Annotated in this window: 23 protein-coding genes; 21 read left to right on the top strand and 2 right to left on the bottom strand. The window is 60.0% G+C overall.

Annotated features, from left to right (window positions below):
• Positions 1 to 48: 48 nt before the first annotated feature.
• Entirely contained in the window at positions 49 to 834 is a 786-nt protein-coding gene (gene map, locus D0544_RS08600) for a type I methionyl aminopeptidase (RefSeq protein WP_125015540.1), read from the bottom strand.
• A gap of 340 nt (positions 835 to 1174) precedes the next feature.
• Here map and rpsB point away from each other — a divergent pair, with 340 nt between their 5' ends.
• From rpsB to rnhB, 15 genes are all read left to right on the top strand, one after another.
• Positions 1175 to 1939, top strand: a complete 765-nt coding sequence (gene rpsB, locus D0544_RS08595; RefSeq protein WP_125015539.1) for a 30S ribosomal protein S2 — start codon at positions 1175 to 1177, stop codon at positions 1937 to 1939.
• Between the two features lie 141 nt (positions 1940 to 2080).
• The gene (tsf, locus tag D0544_RS08590; protein ID WP_125015538.1) at positions 2081 to 2941 is read left to right on the top strand and encodes a translation elongation factor Ts; all 861 of its coding nucleotides are present in this window, start codon (positions 2081 to 2083) and stop codon (positions 2939 to 2941) included.
• Positions 2942 to 3049: 108 nt separating this feature from the next.
• On the top strand, positions 3050 to 3784 hold the full coding sequence (gene pyrH / locus D0544_RS08585; RefSeq protein WP_125015537.1) for a UMP kinase: 735 nt from the start codon (positions 3050 to 3052) through the stop codon (positions 3782 to 3784).
• Complete coding sequence (gene frr / locus D0544_RS08580) at positions 3784 to 4341, top strand: ribosome recycling factor (RefSeq protein WP_125015536.1); 558 nt, start codon at positions 3784 to 3786, stop codon at positions 4339 to 4341. Before pyrH ends, frr begins: the two co-directional genes overlap by 1 nt.
• 137 nt (positions 4342 to 4478) lie before the next feature.
• The gene (gene uppS, locus D0544_RS08575) at positions 4479 to 5231 is read left to right on the top strand and encodes a polyprenyl diphosphate synthase (protein WP_243647274.1); all 753 of its coding nucleotides are present in this window, start codon (positions 4479 to 4481) and stop codon (positions 5229 to 5231) included.
• A gap of 3 nt (positions 5232 to 5234) precedes the next feature.
• Positions 5235 to 6029: a phosphatidate cytidylyltransferase gene (locus D0544_RS08570; RefSeq protein WP_125015535.1), complete on the top strand. Its 795-nt coding sequence runs from the start codon at positions 5235 to 5237 to the stop codon at positions 6027 to 6029.
• 62 nt (positions 6030 to 6091) lie between these two features.
• Positions 6092 to 7282, top strand: a complete 1191-nt coding sequence (gene ispC / locus D0544_RS08565) for a 1-deoxy-D-xylulose-5-phosphate reductoisomerase (protein WP_243647308.1) — start codon at positions 6092 to 6094, stop codon at positions 7280 to 7282.
• Entirely contained in the window at positions 7282 to 8649 is a 1368-nt protein-coding gene (gene rseP, locus D0544_RS08560) for a sigma E protease regulator RseP (protein WP_125015533.1), read from the top strand. The genes ispC and rseP overlap by 1 nt, the downstream gene beginning before the upstream one ends.
• Positions 8650 to 8717: 68 nt before the next feature.
• Positions 8718 to 11039 carry an outer membrane protein assembly factor BamA gene (gene bamA, locus D0544_RS08555; RefSeq protein WP_125015532.1) on the top strand — a complete coding sequence of 774 codons (2322 nt, stop codon included), beginning with the start codon at positions 8718 to 8720 and terminating at the stop codon, positions 11037 to 11039.
• A gap of 61 nt (positions 11040 to 11100) precedes the next feature.
• Positions 11101 to 11607, top strand: coding sequence for an OmpH/Skp family outer membrane protein (locus D0544_RS08550; RefSeq protein WP_125015531.1), 507 nt, complete (start codon positions 11101 to 11103; stop codon positions 11605 to 11607).
• 114 nt (positions 11608 to 11721) lie between these two features.
• Positions 11722 to 12750: a UDP-3-O-(3-hydroxymyristoyl)glucosamine N-acyltransferase gene (gene lpxD, locus D0544_RS08545; protein ID WP_125015530.1), complete on the top strand. Its 1029-nt coding sequence runs from the start codon at positions 11722 to 11724 to the stop codon at positions 12748 to 12750.
• Between the two features lie 52 nt (positions 12751 to 12802).
• Positions 12803 to 13249 carry a 3-hydroxyacyl-ACP dehydratase FabZ gene (gene fabZ / locus D0544_RS08540; RefSeq protein WP_125015529.1) on the top strand — a complete coding sequence of 149 codons (447 nt, stop codon included), beginning with the start codon at positions 12803 to 12805 and terminating at the stop codon, positions 13247 to 13249.
• On the top strand, positions 13246 to 14052 hold the full coding sequence (gene lpxA, locus D0544_RS08535) for an acyl-ACP--UDP-N-acetylglucosamine O-acyltransferase (protein WP_243647273.1): 807 nt from the start codon (positions 13246 to 13248) through the stop codon (positions 14050 to 14052). The genes fabZ and lpxA overlap by 4 nt, the downstream gene beginning before the upstream one ends.
• A gap of 58 nt (positions 14053 to 14110) precedes the next feature.
• Positions 14111 to 15283 carry a lipid-A-disaccharide synthase gene (lpxB, locus tag D0544_RS08530; protein WP_125015528.1) on the top strand — a complete coding sequence of 391 codons (1173 nt, stop codon included), beginning with the start codon at positions 14111 to 14113 and terminating at the stop codon, positions 15281 to 15283.
• Positions 15284 to 15285: 2 nt separating this feature from the next.
• Positions 15286 to 15900 carry a ribonuclease HII gene (rnhB, locus tag D0544_RS08525; protein ID WP_125015527.1) on the top strand — a complete coding sequence of 205 codons (615 nt, stop codon included), beginning with the start codon at positions 15286 to 15288 and terminating at the stop codon, positions 15898 to 15900.
• Here the strand turns inward: rnhB and D0544_RS08520 are convergent, their stop codons facing one another.
• Entirely contained in the window at positions 15901 to 16758 is an 858-nt protein-coding gene (locus tag D0544_RS08520; protein ID WP_125015526.1) for a substrate-binding periplasmic protein, read from the bottom strand.
• A 139-nt stretch (positions 16759 to 16897) separates the two neighbouring features.
• On the opposite strand from D0544_RS08520, the gene dnaE reads away from it, so the two are divergent.
• The 6 genes from dnaE (at position 16898) to eno (ending at position 26955) form a co-directional block, all read left to right on the top strand.
• Positions 16898 to 20401, top strand: a complete 3504-nt coding sequence (dnaE, locus tag D0544_RS08515) for a DNA polymerase III subunit alpha (RefSeq protein ID WP_125015525.1) — start codon at positions 16898 to 16900, stop codon at positions 20399 to 20401.
• Positions 20402 to 20552: 151 nt separating this feature from the next.
• Complete coding sequence (locus D0544_RS08510) at positions 20553 to 21503, top strand: acetyl-CoA carboxylase carboxyltransferase subunit alpha (protein WP_125015524.1); 951 nt, start codon at positions 20553 to 20555, stop codon at positions 21501 to 21503.
• Between the two features lie 144 nt (positions 21504 to 21647).
• Positions 21648 to 23036 (top strand): tRNA lysidine(34) synthetase TilS, encoded by a 1389-nt coding sequence (tilS, locus tag D0544_RS08505; RefSeq protein ID WP_125015523.1) that lies wholly within the window; start codon positions 21648 to 21650, stop codon positions 23034 to 23036.
• 107 nt (positions 23037 to 23143) lie between these two features.
• On the top strand, positions 23144 to 24778 hold the full coding sequence (locus D0544_RS08500; protein WP_125015522.1) for a CTP synthase: 1635 nt from the start codon (positions 23144 to 23146) through the stop codon (positions 24776 to 24778).
• An 8-nt stretch (positions 24779 to 24786) separates the two neighbouring features.
• Positions 24787 to 25632: a 3-deoxy-8-phosphooctulonate synthase gene (kdsA, locus tag D0544_RS08495; RefSeq protein WP_125015919.1), complete on the top strand. Its 846-nt coding sequence runs from the start codon at positions 24787 to 24789 to the stop codon at positions 25630 to 25632.
• 33 nt (positions 25633 to 25665) lie between these two features.
• The gene (gene eno, locus D0544_RS08490; protein WP_125015521.1) at positions 25666 to 26955 is read left to right on the top strand and encodes a phosphopyruvate hydratase; all 1290 of its coding nucleotides are present in this window, start codon (positions 25666 to 25668) and stop codon (positions 26953 to 26955) included.
• Positions 26956 to 26961 lie beyond the last annotated feature (6 nt).

Genomic DNA, 26961 nt, shown 5'->3' with positions numbered 1-26961 from the left:
TAGCCGGCGGACCCCCTCGATCCCTGAGGGGGATGGTTGGTGGTGGCCTCAGCCGAGGTCTGGTGCGCTTTCACCCGCGCGCAGGGTAAGGATCTCGTAGCCGTCTGCCGTCACCAGAATGGTGTGTTCCCACTGGGCAGAGAGGCGTTTGTCGCGGGTGGTCACCGTCCAGCCGTCTTTGGCGTTGAGCTTGGTGAACTTCTTGCCGGCGTTGATCATGGGCTCGATGGTGAAGGTCATCCCTTCGCGCAGCTCCATGCCGGTCCCTGCTTTACCATAGTGGAGCACCTGCGGCTCTTCGTGAAACAGCTTGCCGATGCCGTGGCCACAGTACTCCTCGACCACAGAGTAGTTGTGGGCGTGGGCGTGGTGGGCGATGACGGCGCCGATATCTCCGAGTCGGGCACCAGGCCTGACCTGTTCTATGCCGAGGAACATGCACTCGCGGCTGACCCGGCACAGGCGTTGGGCGTGTTCAGGCGTGTCACCGATGCAGAACATCATGCTGGTGTCGCCGTGGTAGCCATCTTTGATGACGGTAATGTCGACGTTAACGATATCGCCATTTTTCAGCACCTTGTCATCGCTGGGGATGCCATGGCAGATAACGTGGTTGATGGAGGTGCAGATCGATTTCGGAAAGCCATGATAGTTCAGGGGGGCCGGTACGGCCCGCTGTACATTGACGATGTAGTCGTGGCAGATGCGGTCCAGCTCGCCGGTGGTGATGCCGGCCTCTACGGAGGGGGCGATCATGTCCAGCACGTCTGCCGCCAGGCGGCCTGCGGTGCGCATCTTCTCGATTTCAGCGGGGGTCTTGATGGTGACGGTCATAGGGCTGCTGCGGTCGGCTCCAACTCAATAAGGTTGCCCCGTGGGGCGGCGAATAGCGGGCTATTCTAGCAAAGCCGGTTTGTCTGTATAAGGGGCAGGCGTCTTTATTCCCTAACCGGTTGTCAGGGGCGCGCCAGGTAGCTTTATTTGCTTAATCGGTTTTCGTGTCGAGCGAATTGTGGTATAAAGCGCGCGCCTTCGGCAAAACCCTTTTTCAAAAGGGCTTGTATTGAGGGCAACTACTTACTTAAACACACATACACCGACACATGATTCTGGGTGCCCTGCGGGGTTGGATTATGGGGTGTATGGAGGCCTAACCCGAGTTCAGGAGAACATAATGGCTCAAGTTACAATGCGTGAAATGCTCAAAGCGGGCGTTCACTTCGGTCACCAAACCCGTTACTGGAACCCCAAGATGAACAAGTTCATCTTCGGTGCCCGTAACAAGATTCATATCATCAACCTCGAGCACACTCTGCCTGCCTTCAACGAGGCGCTGAAGTTTGTTGAGCGTCTGGCCCAGGGCAAAAACAAGATCCTGTTTGTTGGTACCAAGCGTGCCGCCAGCAAGGCTGTGCAGGAGGAGGCCTCCCGCGTAGGTATGCCTTACGTTGATCATCGCTGGTTGGGCGGTATGCTGACCAACTACAAGACGATCCGTCAGTCCATTCGTCGCCTGCGTGAGCTGGAGACCCAGTCTCAGGACGGTACCTTCGAGAAGCTGACCAAGAAGGAAGCGCTGATGCGCAGCCGTGCTCTTGAGAAGCTGGATCGTGGCATAGGTGGTATCAAGGATATGGGCGGCCTGCCCGACGCTATCTTTGTTATCGACGTGGATCACGAGCGTATCGCCATCAGCGAAGCCAACAAGCTGGGTATTCCCGTTATCGGCATCGTGGATACCAACAGCAACCCCGATGGTGTTGACTACGTTATCCCCGGCAACGACGATGCGATTCGCGCTATTCAGCTGTACGTCAAGTCTGTTGCTGACGCCGTTGCTGAAGGCCGCTCCGCTGCCAACGTAGGTGGCGAAGAGGAGTTCGTTGAAGTCGCTGCGACCGAAGCGGCTGCCGATGAAGAGCCCTCTGCCGAAGGCTAAGTCGAGCAGTGCGTGCCCCAGGGCATGCTTGGAAAAGGGGGCATGGCCCCCTTTTTCTGATTGAGATTCCGCCTGCGTTGCCGGTTGCAGTGATAGGTGGCGTGGGTAATCAGTTTACATGAATAAGTTGAGGGTATTGATATGGCAGCTATTTCTGCAGCGCAGGTGAAGGAACTGCGTGACCGCACCGGTCTGGGCATGATGGAGTGCAAGCGCGCACTGACCGAAGCCGGTGGAGACATCGAAAAAGCGATCGAAGAGATGCGCAAGTCCGGTCAGGCCAAGGCCGCCAAAAAAGCGGGTCGTACCGCTGCTGAGGGTGTGGTACTGGTGCGTCTGGCTGGGGATGGCGCCTCCGGCGTAGTGGTTGAGGTCAACAGCGAAACCGACTTCGCCGCGCGTGACGAAGGTTTCCTGAGCTTTGCGGGTCAGGTAGCCGACGCCGCTGTAGCGACCGGTGAAACCGATATGGCCAAACTGGTTGAAGGTGATATCGAAAGCGCTCGCCTGGCACTGGTTCAGAAGATCGGTGAAAACATCTCTCCCCGTCGCATCGGCACCATCGCCGGCGAAGTGGTGGGTGGTTATGTTCACGGCAACAACCGTATCGCCGTACTGGTTGCCCTCAAGGGTGGCGACCAGGAGCTGGCCAAGGATATCGCCATGCACGTTGCTGCGGTCAACCCACGGGTTGTCAACAAGGACCAGATGCCTTCTGAAGTCGTTGAGAAGGAGAAGGAGATCATCAAGGCGCAGCCCGATATGGAAGGCAAGCCTGCCGAGATCGTTGAGAAGATGATGATTGGTCGTATCAACAAGTTCCTGGCCGAGAACAGCCTGGTCGAGCAGGCGTTCGTGAAGAACCCTGAAGTGACCGTTGGCAAACTGGTCAAGGATGCGGGTGCTGAGGTGATCGATTTCGTACGCTTCGAAGTGGGCGACGGTATCGAGAAGGAAGAGGTGGACTTCGCAGCTGAAGTGGCTGCTCAGCTGAAAGGCTAATCCCCCTCTGACTGACGGGAGGTGGCACCCGGGTGCCCCTCCCGCTTCGGCAGTCTATACTGCTGACACTATTTTTTGCCTCTCGCTCCTCTCCAAGGAACCAGCCCTATGCCCGCTACCGACCGCCAACCCAAGTACAAGCGCATTCTTCTCAAACTCAGTGGTGAAGCCCTGATGGGGGGGGAGGAGTTTGGTATCGACCCGCGGGTGCTGGATCGGATGGCCCTGGAGATCGGCCAGCTTATCGGTATCGGTGTGCAGGTCGGCATGGTGATTGGCGGGGGCAACCTGTTCCGCGGTGCGGCCCTGAGTGCGGCCGGCATGGACCGGGTAACCGGCGACCACATGGGTATGCTGGCCACGGTGATGAATGCCCTGGCGATGCGTGATGCCCTGGAGCGCTCCAATATAGCTACCCGCGTGATGTCGGCGATCCCCATGAGTGGGGTAGTTGATCATTACGACCGCAGGGCAGCACTACGATTTTTGACCAGTGGGGATGTGGTTATCTTCTCCGCCGGTACCGGCAATCCCTTCTTCACTACCGACTCCGCGGCCTGCCTGCGTGGTATCGAGGTGGATGCAGACCTGGTCATCAAGGCAACGAAGGTTGACGGTGTCTACGATTCTGATCCCGTGAAGAACCCGAGCGCCGTCAAATATGATAGTCTCAGCTACGATGAAGTGCTTGATCGTAAGTTGGGCGTAATGGATCTGACCGCAATCTGCCTGGTTCGTGATCACCAGATGCCGCTGCGAGTCTTTAATATGAATAAACCAGGCGCATTGCTGAACCTTGTTTTGGGAGGCAATGAAGGAACTCTGGTTCGTGGGAGTGAATAATGATTAACGAGATCAAGGCCGACGCTGAAAGTCGAATGAAAAAGAGTGTGGAATCGCTGGTGGTTGCTTTTGCCAAGATTCGTACCGGCCGCGCACACCCCAGCCTGCTCGACGGTCTTACCGTCTCCTACTACGGCAGCGATACTCCATTGAGCCAGGTGGCCAATATCTCCGTTGAGGATGGCCGGACCCTCTCGATCACCCCCTGGGAGAAAAATCTGGTCACCGACATCGAAAAGGCGATCATGAAGTCTGACTTGGGGCTGAATCCCTCCACCGCCGGTGCAGTGATTCGCCTGCCCCTGCCGCCGCTGACCGAGGAGACCCGTAAGGGGTTCATTCGTCATGCCCGTCAGGAAGCCGAGCACGCGCGAGTGGCGGTACGGAATATCCGCCGGGACGCTCTTGGGGATGTGAAGGATCTGCTCAAGGAGAAGGAGATCAGTGAAGACGATGATCACCGTGCGCAGGACGATATCCAGAAGCTGACCGATAAGTACGTCGCCGAAATTGATAAGCTGCTGCAGGGCAAAGAGGAAGACCTGCTGGAGATCTAGGCAGTTTTTCCCGTGGATGCGCCCGCCGATGCGGGCGTTTTATCTCCTGCCCTGTCTCTTTCTGCCGGCGCTCCGATGTTTATCGGGTTTGGCCGGTGGTGTGGCCAGGGCCACTCCATAGGCTAAATAGTTGCGCGATGTCACAACCTGACTCCATGAACTCTACCGAGATTCTTAACCCTCCGCGCCATGTCGCCATCATCATGGATGGCAATAACCGATGGGCGAAAAAGCGTCTGTTGCCGGGTATTGCCGGGCATCGTGCCGGGGTCGAAGCGGTTCGTCGAGTGGTCGAAGCCTGTGATGAGCATGGCATTGAGGTGCTCACCCTGTTTGCCTTCAGCAGTGAGAACTGGCAGCGCCCCGAGGAGGAGGTGCGGGGGTTGATGGGGTTGTTCCTGCAGATGCTGAAGAAGGAGACCCGGCGCCTGCACAAAAACCGTATCCGGCTGAAGGTGTTGGGTGACCTCAGCGCCTTCAGTGAGGAGATCCAGCAGCATATTCGTGAGGCCGAGGCACTGACCGCCGAAAACTCACGGGTGACCCTGGCGATCGCCGCCAATTATGGCGGGCAGTGGGATATCGCTCAGGCCGCCCAGCAGCTGGCGGTGAAGGTTAAGGCGGGTGAGCTGGAACCCGGCCAGATTACCCCGGAGCTGATCCAGGATCACCTCTATACGGCAGGCCTCCCACTTCCCGACCTCTGCATTCGCACCGGTGGGGACCACCGAATCAGTAACTTCATGCTATGGCAGTTTGCCTACGCGGAACTCTATTTTACCTCCACGCTGTGGCCGGACTTTGACGCTGCCCAGCTGCGCGAAGCCCTGGTCGACTTCAGCGGGCGCCAGCGGCGATTCGGTAAAACCAGCGAACAGGTTGAGGGCTAGTACGTGTTAAAGCAACGAGTAATTACGGCCCTGATTCTGGCCCCCATTGCGCTCTGTGGCGTGTTTTTCCTGCCTTTGCACCCCTTTTCCCTGTTTATCGCCGGGGTGATCCTGATTGGTGCCTGGGAGTGGGCCAACCTGGCGGGCTTTTCTGCTCAGCCTGCTCGTATCGGCTACAGCCTGAGCGTGGCGCTGGCGCTGTTCGGCGCGACCCAGATTTCGGCCCAGTCGATCCTCTGGTCGGCCCTCGGGTGGTGGTTGTTGGCGCTCGGATTGGTGGTCAGTTATCCGGCCTCGGCCGGGCTTTGGCGCTCCTCCCTGGTGCGCCTGCTGATCGGTTACCTGGTGTTGGTGCCGGCCTGGGTGGGGCTGGTCTTGCTGAAGTCGCACCCCGATAGCTGGATACTGATCATGTTCCTGCTGTTCCTGGTGTGGGGGGCCGATGTGGGCGCCTATTTCGCCGGTAAGTATCTGGGTCGTCATAAGCTGGCACCGAAAGTCAGCCCCAAGAAGACCTGGGAGGGGGTGCTGGGCGGCATCGTCACGGTGGTTCTGGTGGCGCTGGTGGCGCAGCCCTACCTGCCCTTCAAGGAACTCGGGCCCCTGTTGGGGGTGACGGTGTTTGTGGCGTTGGTCTCTGTGCTGGGAGATCTGGCCGAGAGTATGTTCAAACGCGAGCGTGGAATTAAGGACAGCAGCCAGCTTCTGCCAGGGCATGGTGGTATACTCGACCGCATCGATAGCCTGACGGCCGCCATTCCCCTGTTTGCCCTCGCGCTGATGGTAATGGCCGGGTAGCTTGCCCCGTTACCGTTACGCCCGTTTATGACCCTATGAAGAGTGAACCCTTGCCGGTGCAGATGATTACAGTGTTGGGTGCGACCGGTTCCATTGGTCAAAGTACCCTGGATGTTGTGCGGCGCAACAGCGACCGCTATCGGGTGTTTGCATTGACGGCCAATGCCCAGGTTGACCGGCTGCATCAACAGTGCCTGGAGTTTAGTCCCCGCTTTGCCGTTATGGCTGATCCCGTCGCTGCCGGCTGCCTGCGCCAGCGGCTGCGCGAGAGCGGCTGTGCGACCGAGGTCCTGACCGGCACGGAGGGGCTGCGCCAGGTGGCCGCGGATGCAGAGGTGGAGCTGGTGATGGCAGCTATCGTGGGGGCGGCGGGCTTGCTGCCCACCCTGGCAGCGGTGGAAGCGGGAAAGCGGGTCCTGCTGGCCAACAAGGAGTCGCTGGTGATGGCCGGCGCGCTTTTTATGGAATCGGTCAGCCGACACAACGCCTGCCTGTTGCCGATCGATAGCGAACACAACGCGATCTACCAGTGCTTGCCCCACAACTATGCAGAGCCCGAAGGGCGGGCCGGTGTTCGACGCATCCTCTTGACCGCGTCCGGTGGTCCTTTCAGAACCACCGACCTGGAGAGCCTGCGTCGGGTCACCCCAGAGCAGGCCTGTGCGCACCCTAACTGGCCCATGGGGCGCAAAATATCGGTCGATTCAGCCACCATGATGAACAAGGGGTTGGAGGCGATCGAAGCCTGCTGGCTGTTTGATCTCCCCGTGAGCCAGGTTGAGGTGGTGATCCATCCCCAGAGTGTGATCCACTCCCTGGTGGACTATCTCGATGGTTCGGTACTGGCGCAGATGGGTAATCCCGACATGCGTACGCCGATCGCCTACGGCATGGCCTGGCCCGAACGGATCGACTCCGGGGTAGAACCCCTGGATCTGGTTAAGGTGGGACGGCTCGATTTCGAAGCGCCGGATCGGGTGCGTTTCCCCTGTTTACAGCTGGCATTTGACGCCGTCGCCACCGGCGGCACCTCGATGGTAACCCTGAATGCCGCCAACGAGGTGGCGGTGGATGCCTTCCTTAACCGCCAGCTTGGTTTCTGCCAGATTGCGGAGCTGAACCGGGAGGTGCTGGAGCAGCTGGTGGTCCAGCCTGCCGACAGCCTGGAGCAGGTGCTGGAGGCTGACCGCCTGGCTCGTGATCGGGCAGGGCAGCTGTTGCGCTCGGACCGTTTTGGCTGGGGGATCTGCTGATGGAACTACTGCAAACCTTACTCGCTACCGTGGTCACCCTGGGGATTCTGGTCACCTTCCATGAGTTTGGCCATTTCTGGGTGGCCCGTCGCTGCGGGGTCAAGGTGCTGCGTTTCTCGGTCGGTTTCGGCAAGCCGCTGTGGCGCCGTTATGATCGCCAGGGTACCGAGTTTGTCGTGGCGGCCATTCCCCTCGGCGGCTATGTGAAAATGCTCGATGAACGTGAGGGCAATGTTCCCGAGAGCGAGCGACATCTCTCTTTTAACAGCAAAAGTGTAAAGCAGCGTATTGCCATCGTCGCGGCGGGGCCGCTGGCCAACTTCCTGCTGGCGGTGATCGCCTTCTGGTTGATGTTCGTGATCGGTGTGCGCACGGTCGTGCCGGTCGTGGGGGAGGTTGAAGCGGGCTCGCCCGCCGCGGTGGCCGGTATTCACGCCGGCGACGAGCTGGTTCGTGTCGACGGTCAGGCGGTGCGCAGTTGGGATGAAGTGCTGCTGAAGCTGCTGGGCTATATCGGCGATAGCGGTGAGATCGAACTTGGGGTTAAGCCCAATACCCTCGAGGGCGCTGGCTACACTGAAGCCCGCCGCCACCTGCAGGTGGAGAACTGGCTGGCGGGGGTTGATCAGCCCGACCCATTAGGGGCCCTGGGTATTGTGCCCTACCGGCCACCGGTTGAACCGGTGATCGGCGTATTGCTGGAGGAGGGGCGAGCCCGGCAGGCGGGTATCGAAGTGGGCGACCGTGTACTGGCGGCGGACGGTGAAGCCGTGGCGGACTGGTTCGCCTGGGTTGAGCGGGTGCGCCTCAAGCCTGAACAGTCGATGCGGGTTGAGCTGGAACGGGCTGGCTCGCGATTGACGCTGGAACTGATCCCGGCCCGTAAGGTCCAAGAGGACGGCTCGGTGATCGGCTACATCGGTGCCGGGGTAAAGCCGGTGGAGTGGCCCGAGTCCCTCAAGCGTAACATCAGCTATGGGGTAGTGGGTGCGATCGTGCCGGCGGTAGAAAAAACCTGGTCGGTTACCGTGCTCACTCTCGATTCGATCCGTAAAATGATCGTAGGGCTGGTGTCGGTAAAAAACTTGAGTGGTCCAATAACCATTGCTAAAGTGGCTGGCGAATCAGCGAAGTCGGGGGCGGAGAGCTTTCTCAACTTCCTTGCCATTCTCAGTATTAGCCTCGGGGTATTGAACCTGCTTCCAGTGCCGATTCTGGATGGTGGCCACCTTTTGTTCTACATCGCGGAGTGGATCAAGGGGAGCCCGGTGTCTGATCGGGTGCAGGCCTTTGGATACCAGATCGGTGTGGGGCTGATCGGCATGTTGATGATGTTGGCGCTTTATAACGATTTTTCGCGCCTCTAGTGCTCCTTGGGGGGCCGGTGTAACCGGTTCAATAACAAGATAACGATTCCAGGATAGTAACGGATTTCATGAAACGAAGTTTGCTGACGCTGTTGTTGGCCACCCTGCTGCTGCCATTTGCCGGGCTGGCTCAAGCCTTTTTGGTTTCCGATATCCGTATTAACGGATTGCAACGAATTTCGGCCGGTAATGCCTTTAATGCGCTACCGATCAGTGTCGGCGACGAAGTCGATGGGGTGACCGTAGCGGCGGCGACACGGCAGCTGTTTCGGACCGGATATTTCAAGGATATCCGCATGGACCGCGACGGTGATGTGCTGGTGGTGACGGTGGTCGAGCGCCCCTCCATCAGCGGTATCTCCATCAGCGGTAACAAGGCGATAGAGACCCAGGCCCTGCTTGATGGACTCAAGCAGTCCGGGTTAGCCGAAGGCGAGATCTTCCAGCGCGCTACCCTGGAGGGGATCAAGATGGAACTGCAGCGCCAGTACGTTGCCCAGGGCCGTTACGATGCCAAGATCACCACCGATGTCAGGCCTCAGCCCCGTAACCGGGTGGCCATCTCCATCAATGTCGGGGAGGGCTCGGTTGCAGCCATCAGCCACGTCAATATTGTGGGCAACAGCGTCTTCGATAAAGAGGAACTGCTGGACCTGTTCGAGCTGAAGGAAACCAACTGGCTCTCGTTTTACAGCAGCGACGATAAGTATTCCCGTGAGAAACTCTCCGGTGACCTTGAACGCTTGCGCTCCTATTACCTGGACCGCGGCTACCTCAACTTCAATATCAGCTCGACACAGGTGTCGATTGCGCCCGATAAGGAACGCGTTTTTATCACCGTTAACGTCAATGAGGGAGAGCTGTACCGGATCTCCGATGTAAAGCTGGCGGGCGACCTGATCATTCCCGAAGAGCAGATGCGAAGCCTGCTTCAGGTCAAGGCGGGACAGACTTTTTCCCATCAGGTGATGACCTCCACCGAAGAGTTGATTACTCGCCGCCTGGGTAATGAGGGTTATACCTTTGCCAACGTGCAGGGCATTCCCCAGCCAAACGAGGAGGAAAATACCGTAGAGGTCACCTTCTTTGTCGATCCGGGTAAGCGCGCTTACGTACGCCGTATCTCCTTTATCGGCAACACCAAGACCCAGGATGAAGTATTGCGCCGTGAGATGCGCCAGATGGAGGGCGCCTGGGCTTCCACGTTCAACATCGAACAGTCCAAGATGCGGCTCGACCGTCTCGGCTTCTTCAAAGAGGTCAACGTGGAGACGCCTACTGTCCCCGGTAGCAGTGACCAGATTGATGTCGACTACAGTGTTGAGGAACAGGCCTCCGGTAGCGTCTCTGCCAGTGTCGGCTTTTCCACCGGCAGTGGCCTCATTCTGGGAGCCAACGTGCAGCAGAACAACTTCCTGGGTTCCGGTAATCAGGTCAATTTGGGCCTCAACACCAGCGAGTTCCAGAAAGTCTACAGCTTCGGCTACCTCAACCCCTACTATACCGTCGATGGGGTCAGTCGCGGCTTCAATGTCTTTTACCGAACCACCGACTATGACAGTACGGATATCTCCAACTACTCCACCGACTCGATAGGGGGCTCGGTACGATTTGGTTACCCCATCAACGAGATTACTCGACTGGGGTTCAGTTTCGGCCCTGAAAAGCTGCACATTAAAACCGGCAGCAGTCCCGCTTTCGTGGTGGATGAGTTTGTCGATTCCGAAGGTTCCAACTACCTGAACTGGAAGGCCGGGATCTCCTGGACCCGCTCGACCCTGAACCATGGCCTGCTGCCAACCCGCGGTAACTTCAACTCCTTGTCGGCCCAGGTGGCGGTGCCGGGCAGTGACACCAGCTACTACAAGCTCAACTACAGCGGTCAGATCTTCTTCCCCCTGACCCGGAAGCTGACCCTCAACCTTAAGGCGAACCTGGGCTATGCCGACGCCTACGGGGACACCAATGTGATGCCCTTCTTCGAGAACTATTATGCGGGCGGCTTTGGTTCGGTACGTGGTTTCTCCGATAATAGCCTTGGTCCCAAAGCGCTCTCCACCGATGGTAGCCAGGACTCAATCGGTGGTAATATTCTGGTGGAAACCACGGCACAGGTATTGTTCCCGCTGCCATTTATCAAAGACCAGCGTTCGCTGCGGACCGTCTTCTTTGTGGATGCCGGTAACGCCTTCTCGGACGACTGCGAACGCAGCTCAGTGATTTCAAACTGCTCCAACGTGAAGTTTTCCGAGCTGCGTATGGCAGCCGGCCTGGGGCTGACCTGGATCACAGCGATGGGTCCCTTGAGCTTTACCCTGGCTACGCCGATCAAGGATGAGTCGGGTGACGACACCGAAGTGTTCCAGTTCGCGCTGGGTCAAAGTTTTTAAGCGGGTCTGAGGATCGGCACCAAATCTCTTAACAAGTGAATACAATACAGCAGGAGTCTCTATGAACAGATGTGTACAGCTGGTAGTACTGGCGCTGGGCCTGGCAACCGGTCTTGCCGCGCAGGCCGACACCAAGATTGCGGTCGTGAACTATCAGATGGCCCTGATTGAGTCCGATGCAGCCAAGGCCTACGCCAAGCGTGCCGAAGATCGCTTTGGTGCCCAGGTCAACGAGCTGAAAAAGCTTGAAGAGGAGGGCAAGCGCCTGCAGGCCAAGTATGAACGTGATGCGGCGGCCATGAGCGAGAGCGAGAAGAAGGAGCTGGAGATGGAACTGCAGCGTAAGGCCCAGGACTTTGAGTACAAGTCCAAGCAGCTGCAAAGCGAAAAGGCGCAATCCGACCGTTCAGAGATCGAGGCACTGCGCCCCAAGTTGGATCAGGCGATTCAAGCGGTGGTGAAAGAGGGAGGCTACGACCTGGTATTGGAGCGCAATGGCGTAGTCTTTGTGAGCCCGGCCATCGACATCACCACCCAGGTGATTCAGAAGCTGAATAAAGGCAGTTAACCTCACTCTCCGGCGCCAGGCCAGTGAGAGTGATATAGCGGGGGGCTTCGGTCCCCTTTTCTGCTGCCGTAGGGCGCAGAACCGGGAAAAGAGGGTGGGGTAGACGAGGGTAAGATGAACGCGCACAACAGTTACAGTCTGGAGGAGTTGGCATCCCACATTGGTGCCGAGGTCAAGGGCGACACTCAATATCGTATCAGTGGCATTGCCACCCTGCAGTCCGCGCAGTCGGACCAACTCAGCTTTCTGGCCAATCCCGCTTATGCCCGTTACCTGGCGACCACCGAGGCGGGAGCCGTGCTCCTTAACCCTAAGGGGGCGGAGCAGTTTTCCGGTAATGCCCTGATCATGGCTAACCCCTACCTCGGCTACGCCATGCTCTCCCACCTGTTCGACCCCTGCCCGAAGGCCGAAGCTGGGGTGCACCCCAGTGCCGTGGTGCACCCCTCGGCTGAGGTTGATTCCAGCGCGGCCATCGGTGCCCGGGTAGTGGTGGAGGCCAATGCCCGTATCGAGGCCGGCGTGCGGCTGGACGCCGGTGTAGTGGTCGGCGCTGACTCCACGGTGGGGGAAAACAGTCACCTGTTCCCCAATGTAGTGGTCTATCACGGCGTGAGCATCGGCAAGCGCTGTATCATTCAGGGTGGGGCAGTGATCGGCGGGGATGGCTTTGGCCTGGCACCGGGCCCCGGTGGCTGGCACAAGATTGCCCAGATTGGTGGGGTGGTGATCGGCGACGACGTGGAGATTGGCTCTAACACCACCATTGACCGTGGCGCCCTCGACAATACCGTCATTTGTGCCGGCGCCAAGCTGGATAACCTGATCCAGATCGCCCATAACGTGGTGATCGGTGAAGGGACAGCGATCGCCTCCTGCGTTGGAATATCGGGTAGTACAAAAATTGGTAAGGGTTGTATCATAGCGGGTCAGGCGGGATTTGCCGGTCACCTCACTATTGCCGACAATGTGCAGATTCTGGGGCAGGGTATGGTGAGCCGATCGATTTCAGAGCCGGGGGTTTACGCGTCCGGTGCCGGTTCGGTGATGCCGGCCCGGGAATGGCGCAAGCAGGCGGTTCGTTTCCGCCAGCTCGACGACATGGCCAGGCAACTCAGGCGACTCGATAGTGGCGACAACTAACCGCCGTTATCGGATCGGCGTTTAAAACACTTAAGGCAGGCGACTATCAGAGATGATGAATCTTGAGAAGATTAAGGAATACCTTCCCCAGCGTTACCCCTTCCTGCTGGTTGACCGGGTAATCGATGTGGATTTGGAAGCGAATCGAATCCGCTGTTACAAGAACGTCAGCGGTAACGAGGAGTTCTTCAATGGCCATTTTCCCGATCATCCGATCATGCCGGGGGTGCTCATTATCGAGGCGATGGCCCAGGCTGCGGGTATTCTTGGCTTCAGGATGAGCAACAAGAAGAAAGAGGATAGTACGGTCTACTATTTTGCCGGAGCCGACAAGGTGCGCTTCAAGCAGCCTGTTGTACCCGGGGACCGCCTCGACCTGGAGGCGGAGTTTGTCGTCCAGAAGCGTGATATCTGGAAGTTTTCCTGCAAGGCGCTGGTTGATGGTAAAGTCGTCAGCTCAGCTGAAATTATCTGTGCAAAGAAGGAGCTCTGGTCTTGAGCCACACCACTGCGGGTATTCACCCCAGCGCGCGAATTCATGATTCGGCCATTGTTGATCCCGGCGCCAGCATCGGTGCCAATGTTGAAATCGGGCCATGGAGCCTGATCGGTGCCGACGTTGAGATTGGCGAAGGGACGGTTATCCGCTCCCACGCAGTCATCAAGGGACCTACTACCCTGGGTCGCAACAACCAGGTTTTCCAGTTCGCCTCCATTGGTGAGGATTGCCAGGATAAGAAGTACGCCGGTGAGCCGACGCGCCTGGTGGTGGGTGACAACAATATTTTCCGTGAGTGCTGCACTATCCATCGGGGTACGGTGCAGGATGAGGGCGTTACCCGCATTGGCAGCGACAACCTCTTTATGGCTTACACCCATGTGGGTCACGACTGCGTCATCGGCAACGGCTGCATCTTTGCCAACAACGCCTCGGTAGCGGGTCACGTCAAGGTCGGGGATGGCGCGATCCTCTCGGGCATGACCGGTGTGCACCAGTTTTGCCACATCGGGGCCTACAGTATGTGCGCCGGTGGCTCCACCATCTTCAAGGATGTGCCCGCCTTCGTGATGGCGGCCGGCAGTCCGGCAAAGGCCAACGGCATGAACTTTGAGGGGATGAAGCGCCGCGGTTACAGCAAGCCGGTGATGCAGAGTCTTCGCAAGGCTTACAAAACCGTTTACCGGGAGGGGCTGACCCTGGAAGAGGCCCTTGAGCGCCTGCGGTCACAGGATCACCACGAGCCTGAGCTGCAGCTCTTTATTGAGTCCCTGCAGAACTCCACCCGCGGCATCGTCCGCTAGCCCACGAGCGGGGGGCACCCGGCCTCCCGCTATCTGTCCAGTTAAGGATTGGCGTGCCATGGTCGCATCCTCCCCCTCGATTTCCCATAGCTCCGACCGCCCCCTGCGGGTGGGTATCGCGGCGGGAGAAGCCTCCGGTGATATTCTGGGGGCTGGGCTGATCCGGGCGATTCGTACCCGCTACCCTAATGCCCGTTTCGAGGGCATCGCCGGCCCCCTGATGCTGGCAGAGGGGGCCAGCTCGATGGTTCCCATGGAGCGCCTGTCGGTGATGGGGTTGGTGGAGGTCCTCGGTCGGATACGGGAATTGCTGGGTATCCGCAAGCGCCTGGTGCAGGCGATGCTGGATAATCCGCCGGATCTTTTTATTGGTATCGACGCCCCCGATTTTACCCTGCCGGTTGAGCTCAAGCTCAAGCAGGCGGGTATCCCAACCGCCCACTATGTCAGCCCCTCGGTCTGGGCCTGGCGCCAGAAGCGGATTCACAAGATCGCCCGCTCCGTGGATCATATGCTCTGCCTGTTGCCCTTTGAGGCGCAGTTCTACCGGGAGCATGATGTCCCCGTCACCTTCGTAGGCCACCCTTTGGCGGACAGCATCGCGATGGAGACTGACCCGCAGCAGGCCCGCCAGCAGTTGGGGGTTGAAGTGGCGGAGGGGGAGTCGTTGCTCGCCCTGCTGCCGGGCAGTCGTCAGGGTGAGGTGGCCCTGCTGGCCCCCCTGTTTTTCCAGGCTGCGCAGCGATGTGCCGCGGCAGGCCGTTTTCGCTTTGTGATCCCCTGTGTCAATGAGGCCCGCTTCCAACAGATCGAGGCGCTGCGCCAGCACTGGGCACCGGACCTGGATATCACCCTGGTACAAGGGCACTCGCGGGAGGTGATGGCCGCTGCCGACAGTATTCTGATCGCTTCGGGTACCGCGACCCTGGAGGCCACTCTACTCAAAAAACCGATGGTGGTGGCCTATCGGGTATCACCCATCACCTATCGGATCGCCTCCTGGCTGGTGAAAATCCCCTACCTTTCCCTACCCAACCTGCTGGCTGGGCGGGAGCTGGTGCCCGAGCTGATCCAGGACGCGGCGACCCCCGAAGCTCTGGCGGATGCATTGCTGGTGAGCTTGCAGCGGGCCGATGAACTGTTACCGGAATATCGCCGTATCCATGAGCTGCTCTCCCGCGACGCCAGTAACCTGGCCGCCGAGGCAGTACTGGGTTTGGTAAAGGGCTAGGGATGCAGTTTTCACTGTTTGAAAGCAGCTCCGATCAACACCGCCTGGTGGCCGGTGTTGATGAAGTGGGGCGGGGTCCCCTATGTGGGGATGTGGTGACCGCGGCTGTTATTCTGGACCCTGAGTGCCCCATTGAGGGGTTGAACGACTCCAAGAAACTGACCGAGAAGCGACGTGAAGTGCTGTTTGAGTTGATTCAGGAGCGCGCCCTGGCCTGGAGTATCGCCAGGGCCTCGGTGGAGGAGATTGATCGCCTGAATATACTGCAGGCTACCCTGCTGGCGATGCAGCGCGCCGTGGCAGGTCTTGGCATCGCCCCCCAGCTGGCGCTGATTGACGGTAATCGTTGCCCTAAACTGCCCTGTGAGGCGCAGGCGGTGGTGCAGGGGGATGGTCGGGTCGCGGAGATCTCCGCCGCGTCAATTCTGGCCAAGGTGACCCGGGACCGGGAGATGCTGGAGCTGGATCGTCGTTACCCCGGTTACGGCATAGCCCGCCACAAGGGATATCCCACGGCGGTCCACCTGGAGGCGCTGCAGCGGCTCGGGGTGACCGATAGCCATCGGCGCTCCTTTGCGCCGGTTCGGCGCTGCCTTGAGGCCCAGGGGTTGGCTTAGTCAGTAGCTTTGACGCTTGACCTGCTGTCGCCACTGCTGCCGGTAGCGGCTGGTAATCTCCTCAATCTCCTGCGCGCTGATTCCACTGCGCAGGAACTGGCTGATCTGCTGTTTCACCTCGGCGCTGTTGCATGCTGAGCCCTTGGCCAGCGTGTAATAGAGTGGCTCGGAGTTGATCTCGGGGGCGAGGAATCGAACCTGAGAGCCGATGCCCATCGCATCGCTGTAGGAGAGGCCGGGCTGCAGTTCGTAGATCAGGTAGTCGGAGCGTCCGGCCAGCAGGGTCTTAAAAGCCAGGGTAACGGAACGCACGGTCTGGATATCCAGCTCCCGCGCCGCATACTGGTCAAACTCCTGGCCAAAGCTGTTGTTGATCAGGGTGACGCCGCGCCAGCTTTTGAGCTGGTCCCAGTGGGTCAGGGAGCCGCCGGTTTTTTCAAGCATCGGGCTGTCCCAGGGGATAAAGATGACACTGGGGATCTTCAGCAGTGCGGGCTCGATGTAATCGAGGTAATGGGTGCGGGGGTCGGTGTAGAAGGCGCCCGCCAAACCGTCGATCTCTCCCTCCCGGGCCTTCTTCTGGGCTCTGGACCAGGGGCCTTCGTAACGGGCGTCGAGTTTCACCTGAAGCGGCTCAAGAGCCCTGCGCAACACCTCGACGGCGACCCCCATCAGCTTCCCCGGGTTATTGGGGTCCTGCCAGAGAATCGGGGGGTACTCGGCGTTACCGCTGAAGTGGAGGGTGTGGCAGGCGTCGTCGGAGGCCAGGGCGCGGTTGCCCAGGGCGGCGATGCCAAGCAGCAGCAGGAGACGGAAAAGGGGGTAGGGGTAGGGCATGGGTAAAGTAAAAGGATGCAATATCGGCGGTCCTGATGGGGCTCCCGGAAATACAGCATCCTGCCATGGGGTAAGATATCAAATGAGGGGCCATTCTAGCGGTTAACCATTGCCTTGTGTACTGCTAAGATGAGCCTCCCCAAATCGGTAGTCTATCCCTATGTCCGCACAGTTTGTTCATCTTCGCCTGCACACCGAGTACTCACTGGTCGATGGCCTGGTTCGTCTCAAGCCCTTGCTGGGAGCGGTTGCCGCCAAAGGGATGCCGGCGGTAGCGGTGACCGACCAGTCCAACCTCTTCGCGCTGGTCAAGTTCTACACCGCAGCCATGGGCGCAGGCCTCAAGCCGATCTGCGGGGCAGACCTGTGGGTGGAAAACCTGGATCCCAGCCTGCCCCCTACCCGGATGCTGCTGTTGATCGTCAACGCTACCGGCTATCGCAACCTCACTGAGCTGATCTCTCGGGGCTTCCAGCATGGCCAAAAACAGGGGGTGGCGATCGTGCAGCGGGAGTGGGTCAAGCAGGCAGCCGAGGGGTTGATTGCCCTGTGCGGTGCGCGTCAGGGAGAGATTGGCCAGACCCTTCTGGCGGGCCACCCGGAACAGGCACGTCAGCTGCTGGAGGAGTGGCGCTCTGTGTTTGGCGATCGCTTCTATCTGGAGGTGCAGCGCACCTCGCGCAGCGGGGATGAAAATCACCTGCACCAGGCGGTGGCCCTGGCTGAGCGCGCGGGCTGCCCGGTGGTGGCGACCAACGATGTGATGTTCCTCGACAAGGAGGATTACGAGGCCCATGAAACCCGGGTTTGCATCGGTGAGGGGCGGGCGCTGGATGACCCTCGCCGGCCCCGGCTCTACAGCGAAGAGCAGTACCTTAAATCCCCCGAAGAGATGGCCGAGCTCTTCTCGGATCTGCCCGAGGCGCTGGAGAACAGTGTCGAGATCGCCCGCCGCTGTACCGTGGAGGTGCAGTTGGGAACCTACTTCCTGCCGGACTATCCCGTACCCGACGGCATGACCATGGACGACTTCTTCCGCAAGGCCAGTGCGGACGGGCTGGAGATGCGTCTCAAGCCGGTGCTGGAAGGGCTGGATGCGGCCGAGGTCGAAGCCAAGCGCAAACTCTACTACGACCGCCTGAAGTTTGAACTCGATATCATCATCCAGATGGGGTTCCCCGGTTACTTCCTGATCGTGATGGACTTTATCCGCTGGTCCAAGGCCAACGATATCCCGGTGGGGCCGGGGCGGGGCTCCGGTGCCGGCTCCCTGGTGGCCTACGCCCTCGAGATCACCGACCTGGACCCGATACCCTACGACCTGCTGTTTGAGCGCTTCCTTAACCCGGAGCGGGTATCGATGCCCGACTTCGACGTCGACTTCTGCATGGATGGTCGTGACCGGGTGATCGACTACGTGGCCCAGACCTACGGTCGCGATGCGGTTTCCCAGATCATCACTTTCGGTACCATGGCGGCCAAGGCGGTGGTGCGTGACGTGGCGCGGGTGCAGGGCAAGTCCTACGGTCTGGCCGACAAGCTGTCCAAGATGATCCCCTTCGAGGTGGGCATGACCCTCAGCAAGGCGATCGAGCAGGAGGAGACCCTCAAGGAGTTCATCGAGACCGACGAGCAGGCGGGGGAGATCTGGGAGATGGCCCTCAAGCTGGAGGGGGTCACCCGTAACGTCGGTAAGCACGCCGGCGGGGTGGTGATCGCCCCCTCCAAGCTGACCGACTTTGCCCCCCTCTACTGCGACGAGCAGGGCCACGGCCTGGTCACCCAGTACGACAAGAACGACGTGGAGTCGGCGGGGCTGGTGAAGTTTGACTTCCTTGGTCTCAGGACCCTCACCATCGTCAACTGGGCGCTGGACACGGTCAACAAGGTGCGCGCCCTCAGCAACGAGCCGCCACTGGATATCATGCAGATCGATCTGGAAGACAAGGCCTCCTTCGAACTGCTCAAGCGTGCCGAAACCACCGCCGTCTTCCAGCTGGAGTCGCGCGGTATGAAGGACCTCATCAAGCGCCTGCAGCCGAGTAACTTCGAGGACATCATTGCACTGGTGGCGCTGTTCCGACCCGGCCCACTGGGGTCGGGCATGGTGGACGACTTTATCAACCGTAAGCACGGGCGCGAAAAGCTCTCCTTTCCCCACCCCGACTACCAGCACGACGACCTGATCCCGGTGCTGCAGCCGACCTACGGTATCATCCTCTACCAGGAGCAGGTAATGCAGATCGCCCAGGTGATGGCAGGCTTTACCCTGGGCGGTGCCGACCTGCTGCGGCGGGCGATGGGCAAGAAAAAACCGGAGGAGATGGCCAAGCAACGGGTGCTCTTTATGGAGGGGGCCAGCAAACGCGGCATCGACGAGGGGTTATCGGGTCCTATCTTCGACCTGATGGAGAAATTCGCCGGTTACGGCTTCAACAAATCTCACTCCGCTGCCTACGCCCTGGTCTCTTTCCAGACCCTGTGGCTGAAGGCCCACTACCCGGCTCCCTTTATGGCGGCGGTGTTGACGGCGGATATGCAGAACACCGACAAGATCGTGACACTGATCGAAGAGTGTCGGGAAATGAAGCTGGTGATCGTGCCGCCAGATGTGAACGGTAGTGAGTTCCGCTTCACGGTCAATGAGCAGCAGGAGATCGTCTACGGCCTGGGGGCCATCAAGGGGGTGGGCGAAGGTCCCATCGAGGCGATCCAGGAGGCCCGCCGGCAGGGGGGCACCTTTGTCGACCTGTTCGATTTCTGCGCACGCCTGGGGGGCAAGAAACTCAACAAGCGGGTGCTGGAGGCGTTGATCCGCTCCGGTGCCATGGACAAGCTGGCGCCCAGGGGCGAGCTGAGCCTGGGCCAGCTACGGGCGATCCTGCTTGCTTCCATGGAGGAGGCGATCAAGGCAGCGGATCAGTCCAGCAAGAGCCTCGACAGCGGCCACAGCGACCTGTTTGGCGAGCTGGTGCCGGTGGGCGAAAGCGATGTTTACGACAAATTCATGGGGGTGAGGGAATGGACCGACAAGGAGCGGCTCAAGGGGGAAAAGGATACGCTGGGGATCTACCTCACCGGGCACCCTATTGATGAATATGAGAGGGAGCTACGCAACTTCGTCCGTAACCGCATCAACGACCTTAAGCCGGCCCGGGAAAGCCAGAACCTGACGGGGCTGATCGTGGCCTCGCGGGTGATGAAAAACAAGCGGGGCGACAAGATGGCCTTCATCACCCTCGATGACCGCAGCGGACGTATTGAGGTCTCCCTGTTTGCCGACTGTTACGAGGAGTACCAGCACCTGGTCACCAAAGACAGTCTCGTGTTTGTCGAAGGGGAGGTAAGCTTCGACGATTACTCCGGGGCCTTGAAAGTGCGTGCCAAGCGGCTCATGAGCCTGGTGGAGGCGCGCCAGCAGTACGCCCGCTTCCTGCAGCTGGAGCTGCCCGAGAGCCGTTGTGGTAACGGATTTGTGCACTCACTGGCACAGCTGTTTGGCGAACACCCGGGGTCAACACCGGTGCATATCCAGTATCTCGCAAGCGAGGCCCGGGCCACCCTGCGGTTGGGGGAACCCTGGCGCGTTGAGCCCAGTGATGAGCTGGTGCAGGAGTTGCGGGACCGGTTCGGCAAGGAGCGGGTCACGCTCAGCTACCAGTAGCCGCGTCCAGCCGGTGGCAGGATTACGGGAAGGTAAGCTCGCTTACTTTTTGTAACTCGACTCCACCGGGTGAATCACGTAAGGTTGGCGGCTAAATCCAGTGAACCCTTGCATCCGGTCGCGACCTCCGCTGGCCGGTAGACGGAACGCCATGAATCCCAACTATCTTGATTTCGAACAACCCATTGCCGACCTGGAAGCCAAAATCGAGGAGCTACGCCTGGTTGGCAGTGACAATGAGCTGAATATCAACGACGAGATCCAGCGGCTGCAGGACAAGAGCCTCTCGCTCACCGAGTCGATCTTCAAGGATCTCAGCTCCTGGCAGATTGCGCAGATTGCGCGTCACCCCAAGCGTCCCTACACCCAGGATTACATTAACCTGATCTTCACCGATTTCGATGAACTTCATGGTGACCGCCACTTCGCTGATGACAAGGCGATCATCGGGGGTATCGGTCGCCTGGAAGGTCGGCCGGTGATGATCATCGGTCACCAGAAGGGGCGCGATGTGCGCGAGAAGGTGCGCCGCAACTTCGGCATGCCCCGCCCTGAAGGTTACCGCAAGGCCTGCCGCCTGATGGAGATGGCCGAGCGTTTCAAAATGCCGATCCTCACTTTTATCGACACCCCCGGGGCCTATCCTGGTATCGATGCCGAGGAGCGTGGCCAGAGTGAGGCGATCGCCTATAACCTGGCGGTGATGTCGCGCCTGAAAACCCCCATCATCTCCACTGTAGTGGGAGAGGGAGGCTCCGGTGGAGCGTTGGCGATTGGTGTGTGTGATCACCTGATGATGCTGCAGTACTCCACCTACTCGGTGATCTCTCCCGAGGGTTGTGCCTCGATTCTATGGCGTAGCGCCGAGCGCGCTTCTGATGCCGCCGAAGCGATGGGGATCACCGCTGAGCGCCTTCACGAACTGGGGCTGGTAGACCAGGTGGTGCCCGAGCCGCTCGGTGGTGCTCACCGCAACATGGCCCGGATGGCAAGCAGCCTGAAGCAGTCTCTGCTGGCACAGCTCGATTCGCTCTCCTCTTTCTCGGCGGATGAGCTGCTGGAGCGCCGCTACCAGCGCCTGCTCTCCTACGGCACCAACTAACTGCCGCTGCCAGGTAAAGGCCCGGTTGACCTTGGTCGCCGGGCCTTTTTTATGCTGCTTTTGCCGGCAGAACCGGCGCCGGGCTAGCCATAGCCCTTGGCGGATCTGTTATGCTGGAAGGCCGATGACTGTTCGCTGTTCCCTATGACCACCACTGACCTGCAACGGGATTTTGGTCCCGATTCTCTGAAGCCGCAGCTGGCGCCGCTGCGTGACCGACGTTGGGTGGTGGCGCTCAGTGGGGGACTGGACTCCGTGGTGTTGCTGGACCTGGTGCGCCGGCTGCACGACCAGGGCTTTGTGGCCCGGCTCGAAGCACTCCATATCAATCACGGCCTGAGCCCCCATGCCGACCAGTGGCAGCAACACTGCCAAACCCTGTGCGAGCGCTGGCGGATCCCCCTGCAGTCGGTGGCGGTAAGCCTCGACCGGGAGGGGGCCAATCTGGAGGAGCAGGCTCGAGAGGCCCGCTATCGGGTGATGGCCGAGCGTTGCGGGGCGGGTGACGGCTTCCTGTTTGCACATCACCAGCAGGACCAGGAGGAGACCCTGCTCTACCGTTTGCTGCGCGGCGGCGGCGTACGTGGGTTGGCGGCCATTCCCCGCTCTCGGCCCCTGGGGGCGGGGCTGTTGTTGCGCCCTTTGCTCGACTACCCCCGTGCCCAGCTGCTGGACTATGGGCGGGCCCGCGGCTTGCAGTGGGTAGAGGATGAGAGTAATGAATCGCTCCGCTTCGATCGCAATTACCTGCGCCACCGGGTGTTGCCCCCCCTGCGCGAGCGTTGGCCCGACCTGGGGTTGCGCCTGTCGAGGCAGGCCCAACGCATGGCCGATGACAGCGCGCTACTGGATGAATTGGCGCTGGAAGATCTGGAGAGCTGCGCTGCGGTGGACACACCCACGGGGCCGGGGTTATCGGCCGACAATCGGCTGTACTGGCCGCCGGTAGCGAGCCGCAGCAGGTTGCGCCAGCGCAACCTGCTGCGCTTCTGGCTGCGTCGCCTGGGGGTGCCAGTACCGGGGGAGACGATCACCGAGCAGCTGCTGCGCCTGGCCAGCAGCCGCGTGGATGCCAACCCCTGCGTGCGGTGGCTGGGGTGGGAGGTGCGCCGCTACCGGGGAACGCTGGTGGTTCTGCGTACGCGGGAGAGGCCTGGTGAAGGGGGGGATCTCTCGCTGCAGGCGGGGGAGTGGCCCCTTGCCAATAACGGGGTGTTGAGGGTGCGACGCAGTAGCGCATCGGGTAACCCGCTCTCTGCTTGCCTGGGATCCCTGCGGGTCGCCTACCGCCTGGAGGGTGAGGAAGCGGGGTCTATCCGTCTGGCGGGTCGAAAAGGCAGTAAGCCCTTTAAAAAGCTGATGCAGGAGCAAGGGGTTCCCCCCTGGTTAAGGGAGCGCTGGCCGCTTCTGATGAAAGGCGATGCGCTGGTCGCCCTGCCCTCGATCGGGGTGGTGGAAGGCTATACGGCGGCCTCTGGTGAGGAGGGGGTTGAGCTGGAGTGGGTGCCGCCAAAATGGGATGGCGTGGATTGAGCTGGCTGGCACCTTCTGGTATCCTGCAACCCCATCTCGAGATGACTTGAAGTCTCCCTTCGCTGTCGCGGCGCCTTGCCGCCAATTTGCTATTTTACGGGCCTTACATGACGCACTATATCTTCGTCACCGGTGGTGTTGTTTCTTCGTTGGGGAAGGGCATCGCCGCCGCCTCCCTTGCTGCAATTCTCGAAGCTCGTGGCCTCAAGGTTACCATGCTGAAGCTGGATCCCTACATCAATGTGGATCCCGGTACCATGAGCCCCTTCCAGCACGGCGAGGTCTTTGTGACCGAAGATGGCGCCGAGACTGATCTTGACCTGGGGCATTACGAGCGTTTTATTCGCACCACCATGCGCCAGGGGAATAACTTCACCACCGGCCGGGTGTACGAGCACGTGCTGCGCAAAGAGCGTCGTGGTGACTATCTGGGGGGCACTGTGCAGGTGATTCCCCATATCACCGACGAGATCAAGCGTCGGGTGATCGCCGGTGCCGGTGACGCCGATGTGGCGCTGGTGGAGATCGGCGGTACTGTGGGTGATATCGAGTCCCAGCCCTTCCTGGAGGCGGTGCGCCAGCTCAAGGTAGAGTTGGGTTACAATCGCGCCATGCTGATGCACCTGACCCTGGTGCCCTATATCGCCACCGCCGGTGAAACCAAAACCAAGCCCACCCAACACTCGGTCAAGGAGCTGCGCTCCATCGGTTTGCAGCCCGATATCCTGGTGTGTCGCAGTGATCACCATATCGACCGCGCCTCTCGCCGCAAGATTTCCCTGTTTACCAACGTGGAAGAGCAGGCGGTTATCTCCCTCGAGGACGCCGACACCATCTACCGTATCCCCTCCATGCTGCACAAGCAGGGGGTCGACTCCCTGGTGGTCAAGCGCTTCCACCTGGAGTGCAACGAGGCCGACCTGAGCGAGTGGGAAGCGGTGCTCGATGCCGAGAAGAATCCCGAGCACGAAGTGACTGTGGCCATGGTGGGCAAATACATGGAGCTGCTCGATGCCTACAAGTCGCTGATTGAGGCGATGAAGCACGCCGGCCTCAAAACCCGCACCAAGGTTAAACTCAAGTACATCGATTCCGAGCAGATCGAGCAGGATGGTGTTGGCCTGCTGGAAGGGGTTGACGCCGTGCTGGTGCCGGGAGGCTTTGGCCACCGTGGGGTCGAGGGCAAGATCATGGCGGCACGTTACGCCCGTGAAAACCGCGTACCCTATCTGGGAATCTGCCTGGGTATGCAGGTGGCGGTCATCGAGTACGCACGCCACATGGCGGGTCTGGAGGGGGCCAACAGCACCGAGTTTGTGCAGGACCTCAAGCACCCCGTTATTGGCCTGATCACCGAGTGGATCACCGCCGAGGGTGATGTCGAGCAGCGTGCCGACGATTCCGACCTGGGTGGCACCATGCGCCTGGGTAGCCAGCAGTGCAACCTGGCCAGCGGCTCCCGCTCGTTCGAGGCTTATGGCAACAATGTGATTGCCGAGCGTCACCGCCACCGCTACGAGGTCAACAACAACTACGTCAAGCAGCTGGAGGCGGCCGGCCTGGTGATCGCCGGACGCTCGGCGGATAACTCTCTGGTGGAGATTGTCGAGGTGGCGGACCACCCCTGGTATGTGGCCTGTCAGTTCCACCCCGAATTCACCTCTACCCCCCGTGATGGGCATCCGCTGTTTACCGGTTTTGTCAGCGCGGCCCTCAAGCACCAGCAGGAGAGCGAGGCATGAGCCCAGCGATTCCACAGAAGGTGATTCGCGTCGGCGATATCGAGATCTCCAACGAGCGCCCCTTTGTGCTGCTCGGCGGCATGAACGTACTGGAGTCCCGGGATCTGGCGATGCAGGTGGCCGAAGCCTACGTCGAGGTAACCCGGAAGCTGGGTATTCCCTATGTCTTCAAGGCCTCCTTTGACAAGGCCAACCGCTCCTCCATCACCTCTTTCCGGGGGCCCGGACTGGAGGAGGGGCTGAAGATCCTGCAGGAGATCAAGCAGCAGTTTTCGGTACCGGTGATCACCGATGTACACGAGCCGGCTCAGTGCCAGCCCGCCGCAGAGGTCGCCGATATCATCCAGTTGCCGGCCTTTTTGTCGCGTCAGACCGACCTGGTGGTGGCGATGGCGAACACCGATGCCGTGATCAATATCAAGAAGGCGCAGTTCCTGGCCCCCCGCGAGATGAAGCACATCCTTACCAAGTGTGAGGAGGCGGGCAACGACCGCCTGATGTTGTGCGAGCGTGGCAGCAGCTTTGGTTACAACAACCTGGTGGTGGATATGCTGGGTTTTGGGGTGATGAAAGCCTTCGGCTATCCGGTGGTATTCGATGTCACCCATTCGTTGCAGATGCCCGGTGGGCGCAGTGACAGTGCCGGCGGACGTCGTGCCCAGGTGGCCGAGCTGGGTCGTGCCGGCATGAGCCAGGGGTTGGCAGGGCTGTTCCTGGAAGCGCATCCCGACCCGGACCAGGCCAAGTGCGATGGCCCCTGCGCACTGCGGCTCAACCAGCTGGAACCTTTTCTCAAACAGATGAAAGCGATCGACGAGGTGACCAAGAGCCTCGATCCGATTGTGAACGAATAACGAACCACCCCTTTTTACTGGAGAGACCAAAAGATGGCAGAAATTGTCGATATCAAGGCGCGGGAGATCCTCGATTCACGGGGTAACCCCACGGTAGAAGCGGACGTTGTGCTGGCCTCGGGCATCGTCGGCCGTGCGTGTGCACCCTCCGGTGCCTCGACTGGCTCCCGTGAAGCCCTGGAACTGCGCGATGGCGACAAGTCCCGCTACCTGGGTAAAGGGGTACGCAAGGCGGTTGAGGGGATCAACACCCGCATCCGTGAGCGCCTGCTGGGGATGGACGCCAGCGCCCAGCGTGACCTCGACAATGCCATGATCGAACTGGATGGTACCGAGAACAAGGAGGTGCTGGGCGCCAACGCGATTCTCGCTGTCTCCCTGGCCGCCGCCAAGGCCGCCGCCCAGCACAAAGGGGTGCCTCTTTACCAGCACATCGCTGACCTGAACGGTACCCCCGGTCAGTACAGCATGCCGGTACCGATGATGAACATCATCAACGGCGGCGAGCACGCCGACAATAACGTCGATATCCAGGAGTTCATGGTCCAGCCGGTGAAGGCGTCCAGCTTTGCCGATGCCCTGCGCATGGGGGCCGAGATCTTCCACAGCCTTAAGAAAGTATTGCAGCAGCGTGGATTGAACACCGCGGTGGGCGATGAGGGTGGCTTCGCCCCCAATCTGCCCTCCAACGAAGCCGCGCTGGAGGTGATCTCCGAAGCGGTCAGCGCCGCCGGTTACAGCCTGGGTGAGGATGTGACCCTGGCCCTCGACTGCGCTTCCTCCGAGTTCTACAAGAACGGCAACTACGATCTGGCGGGAGAGGGCAAGGTGTTTGACGCCGCCGGTTTCGCCGACTATCTGGCCGGCCTGACCGAGCGCTTCCCGATCATCTCCATTGAAGATGGTATGGATGAGTCCGATTGGGATGGCTGGAAGATCCTCACCGACAAGATCGGTAACAAGGTGCAGCTGGTGGGCGACGACCTGTTTGTCACCAATACTCGCATTCTCAAGGAGGGTATCGAGAAGGGGATTGGAAATTCCATCCTGATCAAGTTCAACCAGATCGGTTCCCTTTCCGAAACCCTCGACGCCATCGCCATGGCCAAGCAGGGGGGCTACACCGCCGTTATCTCCCACCGCAGTGGTGAGACCGAGGACGCCACCATCGCCGATCTGGCAGTGGGGACTGCGGCGGGCCAGATCAAGACCGGCTCCCTGTGCCGTTCCGATCGTGTCGCCAAGTACAACCAGCTGCTGCGCATCGAGGAGGAACTCGATGGCATGGCTCCCTATCGAGGGCGGGCTGAATTCAAGGCCTGATCGCCA

The organism is Aestuariirhabdus litorea (assembly GCF_003864255.1).
Taxonomy (GTDB): Bacteria; Pseudomonadota; Gammaproteobacteria; order Pseudomonadales; family Aestuariirhabdaceae; genus Aestuariirhabdus; species Aestuariirhabdus litorea.
Note: the sequence above shows the minus strand (reverse complement) of the source record. Positions and strands in the feature narration are given on the sequence as shown.